The sequence below is a fragment of the Pseudomonas sp. TR47 genome (assembly GCF_044143025.1).
GTDB lineage: Bacteria > Pseudomonadota > Gammaproteobacteria > Pseudomonadales > Pseudomonadaceae > Aquipseudomonas > Aquipseudomonas putida_E.
Genome location: NZ_JBHFCS010000037.1, coordinates 1 through 14,491 on the forward strand (window position 1 = coordinate 1; position 14,491 = coordinate 14,491).

Sequence of the window (14,491 nt, forward strand, 5' to 3'; positions counted from 1 at the left end):
ATCACTGGCTTCGCGGACCGCCTCGAGCTGGGCGAAAAGATGGTCACGCAGGTCGCTGAGCTTATTTTTCATCGGTCTTCTTCCGTATCGCTCGTTTGAGTTCGTGTTGGGCGAGGATCACTTCCTGCAAGTCAGCCGGGTACTTGCGCACCTGGTTGAAGCGGCAGTGCATGTCCTTCGTGACCAACATAAGGTTGTCCAGGTCGGTGTTTTTGATGTTGCCGTCCCTGGCGACTATCACGCAGTCGTCGGGGATCGGGCCATTGGCTTGCTCCCAGACCCAGCGGTGCTCGAGCACCCAGCTGCCATCGGGTAGCTTCACTCTGATATAGCGCCCGTCATCTCGACGCTCGCCGGGCTCAATCCAGTTATGCGCCGTGACCCCGCGAGGTATCGCCTGAAAGCGAGTGACGTGCTGAAACGATGGGTCTCTTCGCAACTTCAGCAGATTCGCCTTGTTCTTGATTTGCTCAGGTGTCTTCCCGAGCAACTTGGCCAACTCATTCATTGGGGTAAGCGCGTAGTGCTTGATCAGCAGAAGGGTCGCCTCATCGCTCCAAACGGGACGAATGCGCTTTCCAGCCCGGCGAGCATGCTCCGCCGCCATTTCAGCGAGGCTACCCATGGATGGCGCCCTCCCCTTCGGCTACGGCACGCAGGCGCAGGGTGATACCGCACTCCTTGGCCAGCTGGTTGAGCCGTCCCACACTGGTGGTGCTGTCCTGCAGCGCCTTGCCGAAACGCACCAGGCGCTCGCCCAGGTCTTCGAATTCGTTACGGGCAGGCTTGAGCTGGGTCATGGCTGCTGCTCCTGCAACACCTGATGCTGCATGGCCTGCACGCGCAGGGCGGTATCGATCTCCTGGTCCAGTTCTTCGCCGGATAGCCAGTTATCGCCGCGCACCACCAACAGGTCTTCGTCGGGATCTTCGATTCGCTCTCGGTCACGCAGCCAGCGGTACCGGCGAGCATCGGCTACCAGCTTGACGTGCTCGTCGATACAGAACGCCTTGCAGAACGCTGGCTGACCCTTCTCGGCCATGTAGCGCATGGCGTCGTTGATGTCGCTGAACTGCAGGTCGCCTTCAACCACAACGTGGCGCAGTGCGACCGACAAGAAGTCCAGCACCTGCACATCGGTCCAAGGCGCGTACACAGCCACCATCTGCGGAGCCCCGCCGGCACGGGCAAGGGCTCTCTCAAGCTCCCATTGCCAGTCGCCCTCGCTGGCGCCAGCGATCACGGCCAGGCCGCGACCAATAGAGACATGGGCGCCGAGCTTGGTGAAGTGCAGGACCTGCTCCAGGCTGCCGCCCTCAGGGGCTTTCAAGACCAGGCTGATGCGATCAGGCTGCGTCATGGTGCCCCTCCTTCGCTTGGTCGGCCTGGATGCGCTCGTAGATCTCTTGACGGTGAACAGCTACACCTTCCGGGGCGTCGATGCCCAAGCGAACCTGCATTCCTTTGACACCCAGCACCGTTACGCTGATGTCGTCGTTAATGCGGATGGTTTCGCCTACGCGACGGGTCAAAATAAGCATCTCAAACTCCTTGTGTGGTTGAGGGATGGTGGAAATCACCACCCCTTTTGGTCACTGCGTAGTGCGTAGTTCGTTACGCGGCACCCAGCCGCTGGCGGTCTTCACCATGCAGCCAACATAGGGCGCGAACTTGGTCTGCCGCTCGGTCTGATAGCCGTACCATTGGCACGACCCCCAGTTCACTGCAGCAGTGATAGCGAGCGCGGACAGGGCAAGCCCAGCAACCGCGCCCAAGCCGATGTGCTTTCGCTTCACGCCTCGATCCCGAAGTCGGACAGGCGCAGGCCCAGTTCGCGACCGATCTCGGCCAGCACTTTCAACTCGTCAGGCTCGATCTCGCCATCGGCTTCGGCCACAGTGATCATGTTCACAAACACCTCCTCCGCGTCGGACGGGTTGTTCTTGATGTCGCGGATCTCGCGCAGGATGTTCAGGCGGCCCACGCGGAAGCCGGCCTGCAACTGCTCGGTAAAGCGGCCCAGGGTGGCGGTGATCTCAGGACCGAAGTGCTCAAGGCTTTTGTTGGAGCGGATCAACTGGTCGATCTTGTCGACTTCGGACTTCTCAATATCGCCATCAGCTGCGGCAACCAAGATGCAGCCGCCGACAATGGCCTGCATGAGGTCGCGGTTTTCAACCTTCTTCAGCTCTGCCTTAGCGTTGCCGAATTTCTTGCCGAACAATTTGCCGAACATGGGTGTTTCCTCTTGGGGTGGTGGAGCTTTCTTCGGGCAAGCAGAGGGCCTGCCGCGGTTGTTGGCTTTCGCAAAAATCAGGGTTGGATCAGGTCAGGCGGGCAGCGTCACGCCACCGCCAAGGCGCACTCAGCGCGCCGGGTTGCTACACGGGTCTCAATCTTTCGCTCACCACTGTTGCCGCTCCGGCGAACGCGAAGGAACTGGTCATCGCTGACGGCGCCGTGCACCGCAAGGATCGCGACCAAGATTGCGGCGGGAGAGATCAGGCCGCGCCGCATTGCTTCAGCTACAAGTTGAGCACGTTTGATGACGCCGAGCTTGGTGCTGGCGGCAAGCAAACGCTTGTCGATGGTGTCCTTGGCTACACCGAGCTCACGGGCGGCCTCTTTACTGGTCAGCCCACACGCCACAGCCATGACGCACTGGAGCTCGCGCTCCGCCAAGCCCAGCCCAAGGCTGCCAGTCCAGTTTCCGAAAGTCAGTGCGTTCATGTGCTTCGCTCCGTGCGAGTTAGTTGATAGAGCAAATAATGGTTTACCTTTATTTACCTGTCAACAGGCATACCTTTATTTTTTCGCGACGCTTCCCTCAGGCGACATCGCTTGGATATTCTTTGCTGTATGGATATACAGTAACCAGGAGAAGGTTGTGGCCAAGCAAAAAAAACAAGCGGCAGAGCAGCGCACGGAGATGACAGGCATGGAGCGTTTGGTCTTGAGGGTTTCTTCGATGATCAACCACCCGATAGCTCAGACCCAGAGATGGGTCACAATTCACCAGCTTGATACTGATAGCGATCAGAATTGGGAGGAGGTCATGAGCATGATCGCTGAAACCCCGGGAATAGATATGACATTCAGCGATGATGGAAGCGTGACGCTTCAGTGGGAGACTGATGAAGAGCAGACCTCCACCTTGGCGATGGAGGAGGTAGAAGTCGAGGAAGAGGTCGCCGCACCGTTTTAGGAGCAGTCTTGCGCGCTGGGCCCAGGCTCGGCGCGTTACAGCAAGTTGCCATTCCAGACGTAGAGCACTCTCGCCTGGATGTAGGTTTCTTCTTTGCGGATCATCCGATCTTTGTGCTTTGGGTTGTCGGAGATCATCTCAAAGTGATCGTCGTCAGCGATCTGCAGGCGCTTGATGTACTCATGACCTCCCCATGAGAAGAAATACACACCATCACCGACAAACTCACGGATGTGCACATCGACAATTAGTGGGTCACGATCCTTGATGGTTGGAGCCATGGACTGCCCCCAGCCAGTTACCAGTTTGAGGTGATGCGGCTCCTGAAAGGTCAACCCGAGTTCGCGCAAATGCCGCAAGCTGACCTTCACATCCTGCAGCATCTCAGGATAGTCATGGGTGACCTGTCCGCCCCCCATGGCGCCTCGCACATCATAGTGTGCAATGCGCACCTCATCACCTGACTGGTGCCGGCCGTAGTTGGCGATGGAATTGGGCGACCCAGGAAGCAAGTCAGTCTCTTCGGCCACCTCTAAAAGTCGCTTGCGCGCCTGCTCGGAGAGGCCGGCTCCTTTGTTCGCAAGCATCTGCCGAACCATATCTGCGGCCGAGGTCACCTGGGGCGGTGCGTCGTCCTCTTCCCCATCAAATGCTGGACCAGCTCCTTCTGCTAGCCAGAGGGGATTTACGCCACAGATCTGGGCAAGCTTCACCAAGTGGCCGCTCGTCCGAGAAAGACCACGCTCAATCTCAGAAATAGAGGCCTGCTTGATGCCCGCCCTTTCGGCCAATTCCGATTGAGTGAGGCGAGCGTGGCGACGGGCATGCTTTAGGCGATCTTTAAGTTCCATAACTCACCAATTTAATGGTTAACCTTTTTTCTTGCAAAAAGGTATCCCTGTAAAATAGAGTAAAGGCATACCTCTATTCGGCGTAATGCCCATGAATGAAATCTTCAACGACTTGGTCAAGTTCTTTGGCGGTCAGGTAGCAACAGCGAGAGCCCTTGGCGTGACGCAAGGCACTGTCAGCGGCTGGGTTCGCGGTATCCATGGCTGCTCTGCTGACATGGCGCTGATCATTCAGGCCAAAACTCATGGGCGTTTCACCGCTTCGAGCATCCGTCCATCGCTGGCGGAATCGCTTCCGACCTTGGAACAAAAGGTAGCAGCGAGAAGCAATCACGCGCAGCCCAACGAATCTGCTGTGAATTCATCCAGTACGGCGCAGGTGAGCCCATGAGCGCCTGCGCCGCCCAGTTTTTGCTGTCCGGCTGACTTTTCTCCGGGCAACAAAAAACCCGCCGTAGGGAGCGGGTTTCTCACGCCACTCTGTAGGAGGAGTGGTTACTTCGTAACGTCTTTGAAAAGGAGACGGCGCTATGTCGCACCCGAAAAATACCACCGGACATAACCGGACGCAATACCCGCCATCCACTGATGAATGGCCGCAACCGTTCGCAATTATATCTATCTGCGGGCCTGATACCGGCACTCAGCTTCCGCCAGTTTCAGGGAAAGACCTTGAAAACGAATGCGTCGACCTGCTTCGTCAAGCGTACCCATTCGCTCGCCTGGTTTGCGTGCCTCCAAGGGCGACTGCTGAATTGGCCGAGCTTCAGCAACAGGCTGATCGGCACCGCGACATCATCATCAGCTGTCGTGAAGCAGAATTTCCGGCCTCGGTTTACGCCGAGCGTCTTGGTCTGTCGATGGTGTTTGGTGAGGTCGCGCCACAAAACCTTACCTCTTTAGTTCGTGGCGCGGGAGGTGCAGCATGCTGACAGTCCGAACGGAGGTAATGGCGCCGCCGATTTCCGGCGAGATCGTTCAGGATGTGACTCTCACCCCTGCCGAAATCGCACGATTCAACGAAGCTCGCGAGGCATTCCGAGTCATCAAGGCTTTGTACTGGGCGCAAATTGTCCCAGGGCTTGGCGGCTTTAAAAATCCCGTGGTGTGCGAGCTTGAGCGCCAGCTGGAAGCGATCGTTTTTTCCACCCGCAATTTCCTCTACCTGCACCGTAACGCGGCTGCCTTTCATGATGCGAAGGAAGCGGGAGGTGCGGTATGAAGACCGATACAACTCTGCGCCTTACGCGCACTCAGTACCGCCATTTCGCCGAGCTGGCCAAGCAGGCGTCTTGCTGCCTGAGCCTTTCGACCTTCACGGAAATGAATGGGGCGTGGGGAATGTTCAATCCGCTAGCTCAGTTGACCTGTGCTAATGCTTCGAGCAGCGATAGCGGGTGGGACGAGTGCTGCGGCATTCAACTCGCCACGAGCGTGGACTTGGCGCGGTTGCGCTCAGCGGTTCGGCCTGAGCTGAATTGGGGCGCTCTCGAGGATCATGAGGTCTATCCGTTCATCGTTGCGCACGAGATCGGCCACCGCTTCGATAACTTCGACATCTTCGATGCCTGGGGCATAGCGGACATCAAGGTCCAGCAAGAGTGCGAGGGCGTGATGCGGATGGTCAACGAGGTGCTGGCCGACCGTTACGCCTGGCAACAGATCCGCCCAGGTGAGCAGCTTCCGCTGAGCGAGACCGGCAGGCGTGGGCAGCGGTTCGTGGCCGACTCTCTCGCGCTGCTCGATAGGAACCTCAATCGCCGCCGGCGTCCTTCCCGCGCTTTGCCTGCTGGCCAATACACCTACGTGCCTCAGTCCATGTTGGTCAGCGATTCCATGGTTGCCTACGTGGGGCCTCGGGTCTCTCCCGCGCTCGTTGAGCGTGTCCGCGAGAAACGCCGCATCTACCGCCGCGACACTCGCTCGAGGGCCTTCGCATGAACCTGGTCACCATCCGCAGCACCCAGCTGCCCGTCGTCGAGTACCGCGGCCAGCGCGTCGTCACCCTGGCGATGATCGATCAGGTGCATGAGCGACCCGAAGGGACTGCCGGTCGCAACTTCCGCGAGCATCGCGAACGGTTGATTGCAGGGGATGATTACTTCCAAGTTGGTTCCGACGAAATTCGTCGGAACAACCCCGGGGCCATACCGGACAGCCTTCGTCGGAACGACGTGGTTCTGCTTACCGAGCAGGGCTACCTGATGTTGGTCAAGTCGCTGACCGATGACCTGGCTTGGACCGTCCAGCGCCAGCTGGTCAGCAACTACTTCAGGCCGGTATCAACGCCGATGCTGCCACAGGATCTGCCGGCCGCCCTGCGCCTTGCTGCCGATCTGGCCGAGGAGAAGGCCGTGCTGGCGCTGGAGAACCGGCAGCAGGCCAAGAAGATTGAAGCCCTAGAGAACCTGTTCATGCCTGGGGAGACGGTTCCGCAATTCGCCAAGCGCCTCAATGGTGTGAATTCGCAGCAGGTCATGGCCTACCTCATCCACATCAAGTGGGTCTTCAACTCCGAACGAGACCCCGACAGCTCCCCGAAATACCGGGTGTACGCCGAGGCGCGCGATAAGCACTGGCTGACAGAGAAGCCCACCACGATCCGCGGCGAAGGCATTCCGTCGTTCATCAAGTACACGCCCGTGATGCTGGAGGAGGGTGCACGCCGCCTGCACGACATGTACCTCGCCGGGAAACTGCCCATGAAGCAGACCTGGAATGGCGATTTTTTCTACACCAAGTTCAATCCGGAGAATTCCCTGTGAGCAAGAAACCGACCTACGAACAACTCATGGGGCTGATCGCCGAGGCGGCCGTTGGCTACCAGCAGGCTGAAACACAGCGCAATGCTCTGCGCCGTGAATTGAACGGCCTGTACAAGACCTACTTCGCCGCTTACGGACACCCGTACCCCGGCGAGCCGCGCAAGCGCGTTGACCCGGACGACGAGCGCTTCATGGGCGTCCTGAGATTCACCGATGCTGCCTTCCAGCGCTGGCTTGATGCTCGGGAGCTCACCACCAAACTGAAACGCAAGCTGCGCGGCCTGGTCGAGCGCCTGGAGCGTGCCCAATGAGCAATGTCCTCGATTTTCCTGGCAACCCAAAGGTTCTTGATAAGGCCTACTTCGAACAGTTTTCTGACCCCGAGCTGTTGCTGATCTCGTTCGAGGCGGTGATGGAGTCTCTTGAGGTCGTGGATGGCGGTTCGCAGATCCATGAGCGTGACGAGACTCACGTCAGCCTGGTTGCTGCCAGTCTGGCTCTGAGCGTGCTGTTCGAGCGGCGTACCGGACATGACGCGAACGTCGTGTCGGAAGAGCACCTTGAGCAGGAGCGCCGGCATCTGCTGGATGGTGGTGATCCGCCCACCTTCAGCATCCCACTTGTATCGCCACTCAATCAGCCGCTGCCGCCGACAGCATTCGATCGGCTGAGCAACCTGCAGCTGGCCAGTGCTGCGTTCAACTACAGCGAGCGAGTGTTCGAAACGATCATCGACCACTCGCCCCAGGCGCTTGCGATGGCGGAGGCGCGGGTAACCGCGCTGGATGCCACCACCGCGCTGCGGTCGCTCGTCCTTCGCTTGGCTGGCGGGAGCATGACCGACCTGGCCAAGCATGCAGCGAAGATCACTGGTCCCTCATCGGAGACTCTCCAATGACCACGACCTCGAACCCATTCCAGGCGCTCCCGCAGCGCACTGGCGCAAAGATCATCCCAACCGGCTGGCCAACCTACAGGGCAATGCGGGGCCAGCCCGAATCGGTCCGATGGCAGTTCTACGAGTTCAGCAAGCGGCTGCGTGCTGCGCTGGAGGGGCATGGCTGCATGTTTGTTGAGGGGTACGACCAGTTCGTGCGCCGCGTTTGTGAGGAGCTGCAACTGTGAGCAAGCCAGTGAACGTGGAAAAAGCTACACCCACGACGTTCTACGCCAAGCAGGCGCCGTACAGCTCACTGAGCAACGATGTGGTGGCCATGATCATCAATCCCGATGCCCTGGCTATCTGGACCTACCTCCAGACCCGATCCAGCGACTGGAAGGTCATTGGTTCACACCTGCAAGACCGGTTCGCAATCGGTCGTGAGCGCTACTCGAAGGCCATGGCCTGCCTCAAGGAATTGGGGCTGGTCAGCCATGAAGTCGTGCGCGAGGAAGGGACCGGCAAGGTGCTCGGCCGTCGCGTCATCGTCCACTACGAACCGAACCTACAGGTTTCCGAATATTCGGTTAACCGAAGTGTGGGTTTACCGAACTGTGGGCAAACCGACAGCTACTTAATAAAGGATTCTATTACTCAATCAATAGAGAAAAAACCAACGGTCGCTGACGCTCCCTGTCTGGTCGAGTTCGATAGTTTCTGGAAACTCTACCCGCGCAAGGTCGGCAAGGTCAAAGCCGAGAAGGCCTGGGCAAAGCTCAAGGTGGACGCCTCCCTGTTCGCCCGCATCGGCACCGCCCTGGCTGCTTGGAGCAAGTCTCCCGACTGGACCAAGGATGGAGGTCAGTTCATCCCGCACGCAGCCACTTGGCTGAATGGCAAGCGCTGGGAGGATGAGTTGCCCGCTGCTGGCGCCGCCCAATCCAGCGCATTCAACAACCTTCCGCAGCACACCGATGACATGTACCAGGAGAGCCACGATGGCCGTTCGAATTTCTGACCTGTTCCACCGTCGCCCCTTCATGCGCATCTTCTCCGGCGAGTGCGCTGTGCATGGCCAGGTCGACATGAGCGAAGTCGAGCAGCTGGACGGCTCGATGCTGGCGCGTGGTTGCAAGCGTTGCGCCTGGGAGGCTCTGCACACCACTCCTCGCGAGTCGGCAGAGCGCGCCCAGGCCAACGCTCAGCGCACAGCTGAAAACCTCATGGCGGCCCTCGTTGGAGCTGGAATCACCCCCCGTTTTGCTGGCGCTACGTTCGACAGCTACCACGCCGAGACTGACCCCCAGCGCAAGGCCCTGGCCAAGTGCCTGGCCTATGCCGAGCAGTTCCCTGAACACTTCCGTTCTGGCCGCTCGCTGCTGCTGACCGGCAACGTAGGTACCGGCAAGACACACCTTGCCAGCGCGATCGTGCGCACCGTGGTGGCTGACGGGGCTACCGCCCTGATTATCCCTGCCGGGGATATCGTGAGCATCGCCCGTGCGTCGATGGTTCCAGGCTCTGGCTACACCGACCGCGACGTGGTGGTGCATCTGGGTGGCCTGAACCTGTTGGTGATCGACGAGGTTGGCTGTCAGAAGGGTTCTGAGTACGAGCTGGGCCTGTTGCACGCTGTCATCGACCGCAGGTACCAGGCAGTGCTGCCCACCGTGCTGATCAGCAATCTGGGTGCCGAGAACCTGAAAACCTACATCGGTGACCGCGCCCTTGACCGCCTGCGCCAGAACGGCGGGCAGCAAGTCGGGTTCACCTGGTCCTCGATGAGGGCAGTAGCATGATCGAGTTTCACAGCATTCCCGCCGAACAAGGCGTGCTGGGGTCGATCATGCTGGCCAGCCTGAAGCAGGATGCCGGCCTGGTCGAGGACATCATGGGCCAGCTCTCTTCGGTTGACTTCCATCATCCCGACCATGCAGCGCTCTTTGAGGCAATGAACGACTGCAAGGAGCGCTGCATGCCCATCGACCCGGTTACCGTTGACGCAGTGCAGCGCCGCCTGCCAAGCGGCAACAACACCTTAGCCTATGCCGCTGACCTGACCAAGAACACCCCATCGCTGGCCAGCTGGAAGACCTACGTCAAGCACGTCAAGGACTGGAGTGTGTTGCGGCGCATTCTGGCCGTGCACGACGTGGCGGTGGAGATGGTCAGCGCTGGAGAGCCGACCGCCGATGTGATCGCCGCCGCCCAGCAGGCTATGGCCGACCTGCGGAACCTCGATGGCGAGCACAAGGAGTTCAAGCGCCTGGATCAGTGGATGGGTGATGCCGCTGACCTGATTGACCAGAAGCACCAAGGCGTGGCACCGAAGTGGCCCTCCACAGGCCTCGAAAGCCTGGACAAGCTAGTACGTGGCATTCGTCCGAAGAAGGTGACTGTGATTGCCGGCCTGCCAGGGAGCGGCAAGACCACCCTGGCCCTGCAGGTCGCCCAGTACAACGCTGTGAAGGAGCGGAAGCCCTGGCTGGTGTTCTCCATCGAAATGCCTGGTGAAGAACTGGGGCTGCGTGCCATCGCATCGCTGGGTGGCATCGACTTGGCCAAGCTGGACGAGCCGGATCGCATGCGAGAAGAGGATTGGGCGAAGTTGTCTGGCTCTGTAGCCATCGCTCTGGATGCGCCGCTGTTTGTCTGCGATGACCCAGTGCAAACCCCGGCGACCATTCGGGCCACAGCCAGGCGCTGCCAGCGTGAGCACGGCCTGGCCGGGATCGTGGTCGATTACCTGACCTTGGTGCGTAGCGAGCGTGGCGGCCGATCTCGCACCGAGGAGGTGGGCAAGATCAGCAAGGCCCTGCTGCAGCTAGCCAAGGAAATGGGTATCCCGGTCATCGAGTTGGCCCAGCTGAACCGAGACTCGACCAAGCGCCCCGGGAAGAAGCCCCAGTCCAGCGACCTGCGCGACTCGGGCGAGATCGAGGCCGACGCCAGCTGCATTCTGATGGTCCACCGCGACATGGATACCGAGCACGGCAAGAACGGCCTGACCGAGATCCTGATGACCAAGTGCCGCCATGCGAAGGTCGGCAGCTGCGTTCTGCAGCAGGAGGGCCAGTACAGCCGATTCGCAAACTTCGAAGGCTCTATGCCGACTGACGATGATGTCGAAATGGGGCGAGAGAGCTATGCCCAGCGCCATAAGGGGAGCAAACGCCATGAAACTTTCTGATCTGTGGCCAGGCCGCAAGCCGCCAGCCCGTACGCCTGCAAAGCCGGTCGTCTCGGTGATCGTGACCAAGCGTGCTGGTGCCGGGCAGCCTGTTGCCACTGGCAATGCCCAGGCACCCAACGCCGGCCTGCGCGGCCCTATCGAGCTGCCCGCCACCCTTGCCGAGTGTGAAGCCCTGCATGAGCAGCTGGTCACTGAAGCCATCCGTCTGGAGCTGGCGCTCGATCAGGCGCAGGCTGATGCTGCCCAGGGAATCCCCTACAACCGCAGCTGGTACAACCGGGCCAAGGCAGCGCTCAAGCACATCAACCATGACCGCGCCCGCCTGCTTTACCGATGCGGCCAGTTGCGCAAGGAGGCCAAGACGCACGCCCAGCAGCACATGGACCGGGTCATCCTCGACGTAATCAAAGAGTCGCTGCCGGCTGACCAGTTCATGGGCTTCGTTCGAATCGCAGAGGCTCGCATGGCCTCGGGGGTGACCCAATGAGCACCGTAACTGCGGTCGCACCGCAAAAGATCCTCACCCCAGTAGAGCGTGAGTTCCTGAAGAAAGGCAACCGCATGATGCTGGACCAGCCCAACGGCCGTATGGGTTCGGCTGCCCTGATGGATATCGTGGTGGACTGGCTGAGCTCGCGCTCCAATCAGGGCTTCGAGCAATTTGCCAAGGCCTGGATCATCCAGGGTGGCGCCAAGAACAAGCACGCCTACAAGCTCCTCTGCGAGCTGTTCGGCCTGGACACTGACCCAACGCCCCGGAGGGCTGCATGAAGAAAAGAACCTACGTGGACAAGATGCTGGGCGATACCGAGTACTTGCTCGAGCAGTGGGGCTGGTGGCGGATGTGCGAGATGGGCGTGCCACGGTACGTCTCACCCCTGTATGCGCTCATGCGGGACAACGTCCCATCCGAGGGTGGTGCGCGCCAGCATGTGATCACGGACGATCTGGCGCTGGTCGTGGATGGTGCTGTTGCAAGGCTTGTGAAGCGCAACCAGCAGATGGGGGACTTCGTGTGGGCGTACTACGGCTACAAGCAACCGGCTATGCGGGTAGGTCGGGAGGCTGGAATGTCCGAGCGCAAGGCCCGAGAGATCATCAAGGCTGGCGTTGCATGGATCGACTGCGCCCTCGAAGAAATTCGAGAAGCTGCGTAAAAAGTTCTATGCGGGCGGATAAACACCTGTTTTCATAGCAGCGTGTCCAGCTTGCAAGCAACGCGACACAGAGGAACCCCGGCCATTGTGTCGGGGTTTTGTGTTTTTGAGGGGCTTCGATTCAGGTAGCCTTCCAAAAAAAGCATTTTTCTTGTATGAGGGAACGATTTGATAGCGTTATGATTCTGATAGGTTGCTACTCAATAATATGGAAGACCGTGAGTATGAAAAACGTTCTCGCCGTTGTGGCGCTTTCCCTTTTCGCTGCGTCCGCCGGGGCGGCTGAGTTATCCGGAGCGCTTGGCGCGACAGGCCAAGGTGGTCTTACAGCGCGCGTCGGCATTGGCTTTAACTGGGACAAAAGCTGGTTTGAATCCAGTACTGGCCGTCTAACCGGTTATTGGGATGCTGGGTATACCTATTGGGAAGCAGGAGATGCTTCCGGTGGTGCTCACTCGCTGTCCTTTGCGCCAGTTTTCGTTTACGAGTTCGGCAGCGGTAACGTGAAGCCATTCGTTGAGGCTGGCATCGGCCTGGCGGTCTTCTCTGGTACGTCCGCAGGTGACCAGGACTTTGGTTCGGCCTTCAACTTCGAAGACCGCATCGGTGCGGGCTTGAAGATCGGCGAGACGCAGAAGGTTGGCATCCGAGCGATTCACTACTCCAACGCTGGCATTAAGCAGCCCAACGACGGTATCGAGTCGTACTCGCTGTTCTACAGCCACCAGATTTAAAAAAGCACGATCCCTCTTTGCCCGCCCTGTGCGGGCTTTTTTATGCGGATGACACGCTCAGGCAGCTGGGCTAAGTCGGTAGTGGCGTCGATCAAAGCCGTGCGCTCCCTGATCGGCTACGCGATGAGAGTCTGGGGTACGTGACCCAGCGATCCAGACCAATAAGCCGGGAAGCACCGGCCCTCCGCACCAATTCCAAGGACTCGCCACCACATCAGCCTCAGATATCCAGCAGGTCGGGCGCAATGCCAAGTGCCGCTGCGATCTTTTCGCGGGTGGCTTTGCGCGGGTTGGCGGCTTGCTCCTGCTGGGCATAGGCGGGCTGAGTGATACCGATTCGCTCGGCCACCTGAGCCTGCGACAGGCCCAGGTGTTTGCGCCAGGCTGCGGCAGGGGTCAAGCCCTCTTTCACCATGTAGCCGACGACCTCATTCGGCACTAGGTCCTCTTGAGGGTGGTCCTTCACGTAGTCGACATAGGGGATGACAACGAAGGCCGGCGTTCCATCCGGCCCGTTGATGATTTGCACGTTAGTAGGTGTGTTCATCGCGCTTTTTCACCTCTTCGATATTCACGATCTTTACGCCGCCGTCCCAGTCGAACATCACTCGGTAGTTACCTACCCGGAGTCGGTAGCCGTATTGGTGGTTGCTGAGGCTCTTGATGTTCTGGACGTTCGGCATGTGGGCCAGGGCTTGAGCTGCATCGTAGACCTTGGCCTGATCGGCCTTGTTGATCTTGCCGAGTTGCTTCACTGCTTTCCGTGTCCAGTTGATCTTGTTCATGTGTGCCTCGCTGCTTGTGAGGCCATAATAAGTATTTGTATAAGTGTTTACAAGTGATTTGCCGCAAAAACACCCAATAGATACTTATAGAGTCTTATGATTTCATCGTAGCCTCGGCATTCGCCGGGGCTTTTTCGTTTCTGGAGCATCACCTATGGCCGAGCCGAGTACCGGCGCCCTTGCAGTGACCGGCGTACTTGCCAGCGTTGGCCTGGGTATCCCGATATAGCTATTTATCCCCCTCAATGCGTACATCCGAGATGCCCAAATCGGCGACCGCACTGCGCAATTCATTGTGTGATAAGCGGCACGGTGGACGCACCTCGGAAAGGGCGTCAGTGGAGGCATGCAGGCGGAGGAGAGCGGTGAGTACATTGTCTTCGCTCGGCCTAGTAGACCAATCGCAGATCCAAAACCTGGTATGGCCTCTGAGGTTGTAGTCGATGCGGTATTTCATAGTCTGCTCGATTTGCTCCACCGCACATTGGTGATGCCGTATCGTTCGGCTGATGATTTATCAACCATTTGAAATTTTACGGCCCCGAACCTCGGTATCACTCCCACGCCCGCATCGCAGGCGGCCCAATGCCAGGCATTGGCATCGTCCATGCGCTCGGCCCGGATTATGAAGCGCCGTGTCCCGCCGTGTAACTCATACACGACGGCATAAAGTGAGTCGGTTGTCATTTCCCTATTTCCGATTGCTTTAGGCCATCAATCTTTCTACCGCTTAAGTACGGGCGCGGCAATGCTGCTGTCGGGCCATCACAGCAATTTTTCGATGAGTATTCTGGAGTAAATATGGGCCCGACCGACCTCGGACCAGGCACAGCCACCTCGCTGGGCATAAGGCTCCTCTACTGCTACCGCTGAGTGGTTGGTCGCTCCAGCCTTCCGCACATACTCCCGGGCTCGCCACAA

General features: G+C 59.0%; 27 protein-coding genes. 16 read left to right on the plus strand and 11 right to left on the minus strand.

Annotated elements, in window-relative coordinates; genetic code table 11:
• Positions 1-61: 61 nt before the first annotated feature.
• The 7 genes from ACEWE8_RS24715 to ACEWE8_RS24745 form a co-directional block, all read right to left on the minus strand.
• Positions 62-625, minus strand: coding sequence for an HNH endonuclease signature motif containing protein (locus ACEWE8_RS24715; RefSeq protein ID WP_395589394.1), 564 nt, complete (start codon positions 623-625; stop codon positions 62-64).
• Positions 618-800 carry a hypothetical protein gene (locus ACEWE8_RS24720; RefSeq protein ID WP_046786637.1) on the minus strand — a complete coding sequence of 61 codons (183 nt, stop codon included), beginning with the start codon at positions 798-800 and terminating at the stop codon, positions 618-620. The genes ACEWE8_RS24715 and ACEWE8_RS24720 overlap by 8 nt, the downstream gene beginning before the upstream one ends.
• The gene (locus tag ACEWE8_RS24725; protein WP_395589395.1) at positions 797-1,360 is read right to left on the minus strand and encodes a hypothetical protein; all 564 of its coding nucleotides are present in this window, start codon (positions 1,358-1,360) and stop codon (positions 797-799) included. Before ACEWE8_RS24725 ends, ACEWE8_RS24720 begins: the two co-directional genes overlap by 4 nt.
• Positions 1,347-1,541 carry a carbon storage regulator CsrA gene (csrA, locus tag ACEWE8_RS24730; protein ID WP_046786638.1) on the minus strand — a complete coding sequence of 65 codons (195 nt, stop codon included), beginning with the start codon at positions 1,539-1,541 and terminating at the stop codon, positions 1,347-1,349. The genes ACEWE8_RS24725 and csrA overlap by 14 nt, the downstream gene beginning before the upstream one ends.
• 51 nt (positions 1,542-1,592) lie before the next feature.
• Positions 1,593-1,796: a hypothetical protein gene (locus ACEWE8_RS24735; protein ID WP_046786639.1), complete on the minus strand. Its 204-nt coding sequence runs from the start codon at positions 1,794-1,796 to the stop codon at positions 1,593-1,595.
• The gene (locus ACEWE8_RS24740) at positions 1,793-2,236 is read right to left on the minus strand and encodes a tellurite resistance TerB family protein (protein ID WP_046786640.1); all 444 of its coding nucleotides are present in this window, start codon (positions 2,234-2,236) and stop codon (positions 1,793-1,795) included. The genes ACEWE8_RS24735 and ACEWE8_RS24740 overlap by 4 nt, the downstream gene beginning before the upstream one ends.
• 107 nt (positions 2,237-2,343) lie before the next feature.
• Complete coding sequence (locus ACEWE8_RS24745) at positions 2,344-2,730, minus strand: LuxR C-terminal-related transcriptional regulator (protein ID WP_046786641.1); 387 nt, start codon at positions 2,728-2,730, stop codon at positions 2,344-2,346.
• A 157-nt stretch (positions 2,731-2,887) separates the two neighbouring features.
• On the opposite strand from ACEWE8_RS24745, the gene ACEWE8_RS24750 reads away from it, so the two are divergent.
• A complete protein-coding gene (locus ACEWE8_RS24750) occupies positions 2,888-3,205 on the plus strand; it encodes a DUF1654 domain-containing protein (protein WP_046786642.1) in 318 nt (105 codons plus the stop codon).
• A gap of 35 nt (positions 3,206-3,240) precedes the next feature.
• Here ACEWE8_RS24750 and ACEWE8_RS24755 read toward each other — a convergent pair whose 3' ends face one another.
• The gene (locus tag ACEWE8_RS24755; protein ID WP_046786643.1) at positions 3,241-4,056 is read right to left on the minus strand and encodes an XRE family transcriptional regulator; all 816 of its coding nucleotides are present in this window, start codon (positions 4,054-4,056) and stop codon (positions 3,241-3,243) included.
• 91 nt (positions 4,057-4,147) lie between these two features.
• Here ACEWE8_RS24755 and ACEWE8_RS24760 point away from each other — a divergent pair, with 91 nt between their 5' ends.
• The 15 genes from ACEWE8_RS24760 to ACEWE8_RS24830 all read left to right on the plus strand — a co-directional run bounded on the left by ACEWE8_RS24760 (position 4,148) and on the right by ACEWE8_RS24830 (position 12,785).
• Positions 4,148-4,447 (plus strand): Cro/CI family transcriptional regulator, encoded by a 300-nt coding sequence (locus ACEWE8_RS24760; RefSeq protein WP_080952131.1) that lies wholly within the window; start codon positions 4,148-4,150, stop codon positions 4,445-4,447.
• Between the two features lie 139 nt (positions 4,448-4,586).
• Positions 4,587-4,988, plus strand: coding sequence for a hypothetical protein (locus tag ACEWE8_RS24765; protein WP_144415476.1), 402 nt, complete (start codon positions 4,587-4,589; stop codon positions 4,986-4,988).
• Positions 4,982-5,278 (plus strand): hypothetical protein, encoded by a 297-nt coding sequence (locus ACEWE8_RS24770; RefSeq protein ID WP_046786645.1) that lies wholly within the window; start codon positions 4,982-4,984, stop codon positions 5,276-5,278. Before ACEWE8_RS24765 ends, ACEWE8_RS24770 begins: the two co-directional genes overlap by 7 nt.
• Positions 5,275-5,997, plus strand: coding sequence for a hypothetical protein (locus tag ACEWE8_RS24775; protein WP_046786646.1), 723 nt, complete (start codon positions 5,275-5,277; stop codon positions 5,995-5,997). Before ACEWE8_RS24770 ends, ACEWE8_RS24775 begins: the two co-directional genes overlap by 4 nt.
• Positions 5,994-6,821, plus strand: coding sequence for an ORF6N domain-containing protein (locus ACEWE8_RS24780; protein WP_046786647.1), 828 nt, complete (start codon positions 5,994-5,996; stop codon positions 6,819-6,821). Before ACEWE8_RS24775 ends, ACEWE8_RS24780 begins: the two co-directional genes overlap by 4 nt.
• Entirely contained in the window at positions 6,818-7,132 is a 315-nt protein-coding gene (locus ACEWE8_RS24785; protein WP_046786648.1) for a hypothetical protein, read from the plus strand. Before ACEWE8_RS24780 ends, ACEWE8_RS24785 begins: the two co-directional genes overlap by 4 nt.
• Positions 7,129-7,719, plus strand: a complete 591-nt coding sequence (locus ACEWE8_RS24790; protein WP_046786649.1) for a hypothetical protein — start codon at positions 7,129-7,131, stop codon at positions 7,717-7,719. The genes ACEWE8_RS24785 and ACEWE8_RS24790 overlap by 4 nt, the downstream gene beginning before the upstream one ends.
• Entirely contained in the window at positions 7,716-7,946 is a 231-nt protein-coding gene (locus ACEWE8_RS24795; protein ID WP_395589396.1) for a hypothetical protein, read from the plus strand. Before ACEWE8_RS24790 ends, ACEWE8_RS24795 begins: the two co-directional genes overlap by 4 nt.
• On the plus strand, positions 7,943-8,719 hold the full coding sequence (locus ACEWE8_RS24800; protein WP_395589397.1) for a hypothetical protein: 777 nt from the start codon (positions 7,943-7,945) through the stop codon (positions 8,717-8,719). The genes ACEWE8_RS24795 and ACEWE8_RS24800 overlap by 4 nt, the downstream gene beginning before the upstream one ends.
• Positions 8,700-9,500 (plus strand): ATP-binding protein, encoded by an 801-nt coding sequence (locus ACEWE8_RS24805; protein WP_395589398.1) that lies wholly within the window; start codon positions 8,700-8,702, stop codon positions 9,498-9,500. The genes ACEWE8_RS24800 and ACEWE8_RS24805 overlap by 20 nt, the downstream gene beginning before the upstream one ends.
• The gene (locus ACEWE8_RS24810) at positions 9,497-10,891 is read left to right on the plus strand and encodes a replicative DNA helicase (protein WP_395589399.1); all 1,395 of its coding nucleotides are present in this window, start codon (positions 9,497-9,499) and stop codon (positions 10,889-10,891) included. The genes ACEWE8_RS24805 and ACEWE8_RS24810 overlap by 4 nt, the downstream gene beginning before the upstream one ends.
• The gene (locus tag ACEWE8_RS24815) at positions 10,878-11,381 is read left to right on the plus strand and encodes a hypothetical protein (protein WP_395589400.1); all 504 of its coding nucleotides are present in this window, start codon (positions 10,878-10,880) and stop codon (positions 11,379-11,381) included. Before ACEWE8_RS24810 ends, ACEWE8_RS24815 begins: the two co-directional genes overlap by 14 nt.
• Positions 11,378-11,665 (plus strand): hypothetical protein, encoded by a 288-nt coding sequence (locus ACEWE8_RS24820; protein ID WP_395589401.1) that lies wholly within the window; start codon positions 11,378-11,380, stop codon positions 11,663-11,665. Before ACEWE8_RS24815 ends, ACEWE8_RS24820 begins: the two co-directional genes overlap by 4 nt.
• Positions 11,662-12,051: an antiterminator Q family protein gene (locus ACEWE8_RS24825; RefSeq protein ID WP_054572660.1), complete on the plus strand. Its 390-nt coding sequence runs from the start codon at positions 11,662-11,664 to the stop codon at positions 12,049-12,051. Before ACEWE8_RS24820 ends, ACEWE8_RS24825 begins: the two co-directional genes overlap by 4 nt.
• 224 nt (positions 12,052-12,275) lie before the next feature.
• Complete coding sequence (locus tag ACEWE8_RS24830; protein WP_016489223.1) at positions 12,276-12,785, plus strand: acyloxyacyl hydrolase; 510 nt, start codon at positions 12,276-12,278, stop codon at positions 12,783-12,785.
• Positions 12,786-13,005: 220 nt separating this feature from the next.
• Here the strand turns inward: ACEWE8_RS24830 and ACEWE8_RS24835 are convergent, their stop codons facing one another.
• The 3 genes from ACEWE8_RS24835 to ACEWE8_RS24845 all read right to left on the minus strand — a co-directional run bounded on the left by ACEWE8_RS24835 (position 13,006) and on the right by ACEWE8_RS24845 (position 14,257).
• On the minus strand, positions 13,006-13,332 hold the full coding sequence (locus ACEWE8_RS24835) for a helix-turn-helix domain-containing protein (protein WP_289717717.1): 327 nt from the start codon (positions 13,330-13,332) through the stop codon (positions 13,006-13,008).
• On the minus strand, positions 13,316-13,570 hold the full coding sequence (locus ACEWE8_RS24840) for a type II toxin-antitoxin system RelE/ParE family toxin (protein ID WP_289717716.1): 255 nt from the start codon (positions 13,568-13,570) through the stop codon (positions 13,316-13,318). The genes ACEWE8_RS24835 and ACEWE8_RS24840 overlap by 17 nt, the downstream gene beginning before the upstream one ends.
• 453 nt (positions 13,571-14,023) lie before the next feature.
• Positions 14,024-14,257 carry a DUF6555 family protein gene (locus tag ACEWE8_RS24845; RefSeq protein ID WP_395589402.1) on the minus strand — a complete coding sequence of 78 codons (234 nt, stop codon included), beginning with the start codon at positions 14,255-14,257 and terminating at the stop codon, positions 14,024-14,026.
• Between the last annotated feature and the right edge of the window lie 234 nt (positions 14,258-14,491).

Bases quoted from the DNA above. Each gene is read 5' to 3' on its own strand.
- ACEWE8_RS24830 (WP_016489223.1), top strand. From the start codon at position 12,276: ATGAAAAACGTTCTCGCCGTTGTGGCGCTTTCCCTTTTCGCTGCGTCC.
- ACEWE8_RS24810 (WP_395589399.1), top strand. From the start codon at position 9,497: ATGATCGAGTTTCACAGCATTCCCGCCGAACAAGGCGTGCTGGGGTCG.
- ACEWE8_RS24825 (WP_054572660.1), top strand. From the start codon at position 11,662: ATGAAGAAAAGAACCTACGTGGACAAGATGCTGGGCGATACCGAGTAC.
- csrA (WP_046786638.1), bottom strand. From the start codon at position 1,541: ATGCTTATTTTGACCCGTCGCGTAGGCGAAACCATCCGCATTAACGAC.
- ACEWE8_RS24715 (WP_395589394.1), bottom strand. From the start codon at position 625: ATGGGTAGCCTCGCTGAAATGGCGGCGGAGCATGCTCGCCGGGCTGGA.
- ACEWE8_RS24780 (WP_046786647.1), top strand. From the start codon at position 5,994: ATGAACCTGGTCACCATCCGCAGCACCCAGCTGCCCGTCGTCGAGTAC.
- ACEWE8_RS24765 (WP_144415476.1), top strand. From the start codon at position 4,587: ATGTCGCACCCGAAAAATACCACCGGACATAACCGGACGCAATACCCG.
- ACEWE8_RS24795 (WP_395589396.1), top strand. From the start codon at position 7,716: ATGACCACGACCTCGAACCCATTCCAGGCGCTCCCGCAGCGCACTGGC.
- ACEWE8_RS24820 (WP_395589401.1), top strand. From the start codon at position 11,378: ATGAGCACCGTAACTGCGGTCGCACCGCAAAAGATCCTCACCCCAGTA.
- ACEWE8_RS24760 (WP_080952131.1), top strand. From the start codon at position 4,148: ATGAATGAAATCTTCAACGACTTGGTCAAGTTCTTTGGCGGTCAGGTA.
- ACEWE8_RS24815 (WP_395589400.1), top strand. From the start codon at position 10,878: ATGAAACTTTCTGATCTGTGGCCAGGCCGCAAGCCGCCAGCCCGTACG.
- ACEWE8_RS24755 (WP_046786643.1), bottom strand. From the start codon at position 4,056: ATGGAACTTAAAGATCGCCTAAAGCATGCCCGTCGCCACGCTCGCCTC.
- ACEWE8_RS24740 (WP_046786640.1), bottom strand. From the start codon at position 2,236: ATGTTCGGCAAATTGTTCGGCAAGAAATTCGGCAACGCTAAGGCAGAG.
- ACEWE8_RS24775 (WP_046786646.1), top strand. From the start codon at position 5,275: ATGAAGACCGATACAACTCTGCGCCTTACGCGCACTCAGTACCGCCAT.
- ACEWE8_RS24720 (WP_046786637.1), bottom strand. From the start codon at position 800: ATGACCCAGCTCAAGCCTGCCCGTAACGAATTCGAAGACCTGGGCGAG.
- ACEWE8_RS24790 (WP_046786649.1), top strand. From the start codon at position 7,129: ATGAGCAATGTCCTCGATTTTCCTGGCAACCCAAAGGTTCTTGATAAG.
- ACEWE8_RS24845 (WP_395589402.1), bottom strand. From the start codon at position 14,257: ATGACAACCGACTCACTTTATGCCGTCGTGTATGAGTTACACGGCGGG.
- ACEWE8_RS24835 (WP_289717717.1), bottom strand. From the start codon at position 13,332: ATGAACACACCTACTAACGTGCAAATCATCAACGGGCCGGATGGAACG.
- ACEWE8_RS24725 (WP_395589395.1), bottom strand. From the start codon at position 1,360: ATGACGCAGCCTGATCGCATCAGCCTGGTCTTGAAAGCCCCTGAGGGC.
- ACEWE8_RS24805 (WP_395589398.1), top strand. From the start codon at position 8,700: ATGGCCGTTCGAATTTCTGACCTGTTCCACCGTCGCCCCTTCATGCGC.
- ACEWE8_RS24745 (WP_046786641.1), bottom strand. From the start codon at position 2,730: ATGAACGCACTGACTTTCGGAAACTGGACTGGCAGCCTTGGGCTGGGC.
- ACEWE8_RS24770 (WP_046786645.1), top strand. From the start codon at position 4,982: ATGCTGACAGTCCGAACGGAGGTAATGGCGCCGCCGATTTCCGGCGAG.
- ACEWE8_RS24840 (WP_289717716.1), bottom strand. From the start codon at position 13,570: ATGAACAAGATCAACTGGACACGGAAAGCAGTGAAGCAACTCGGCAAG.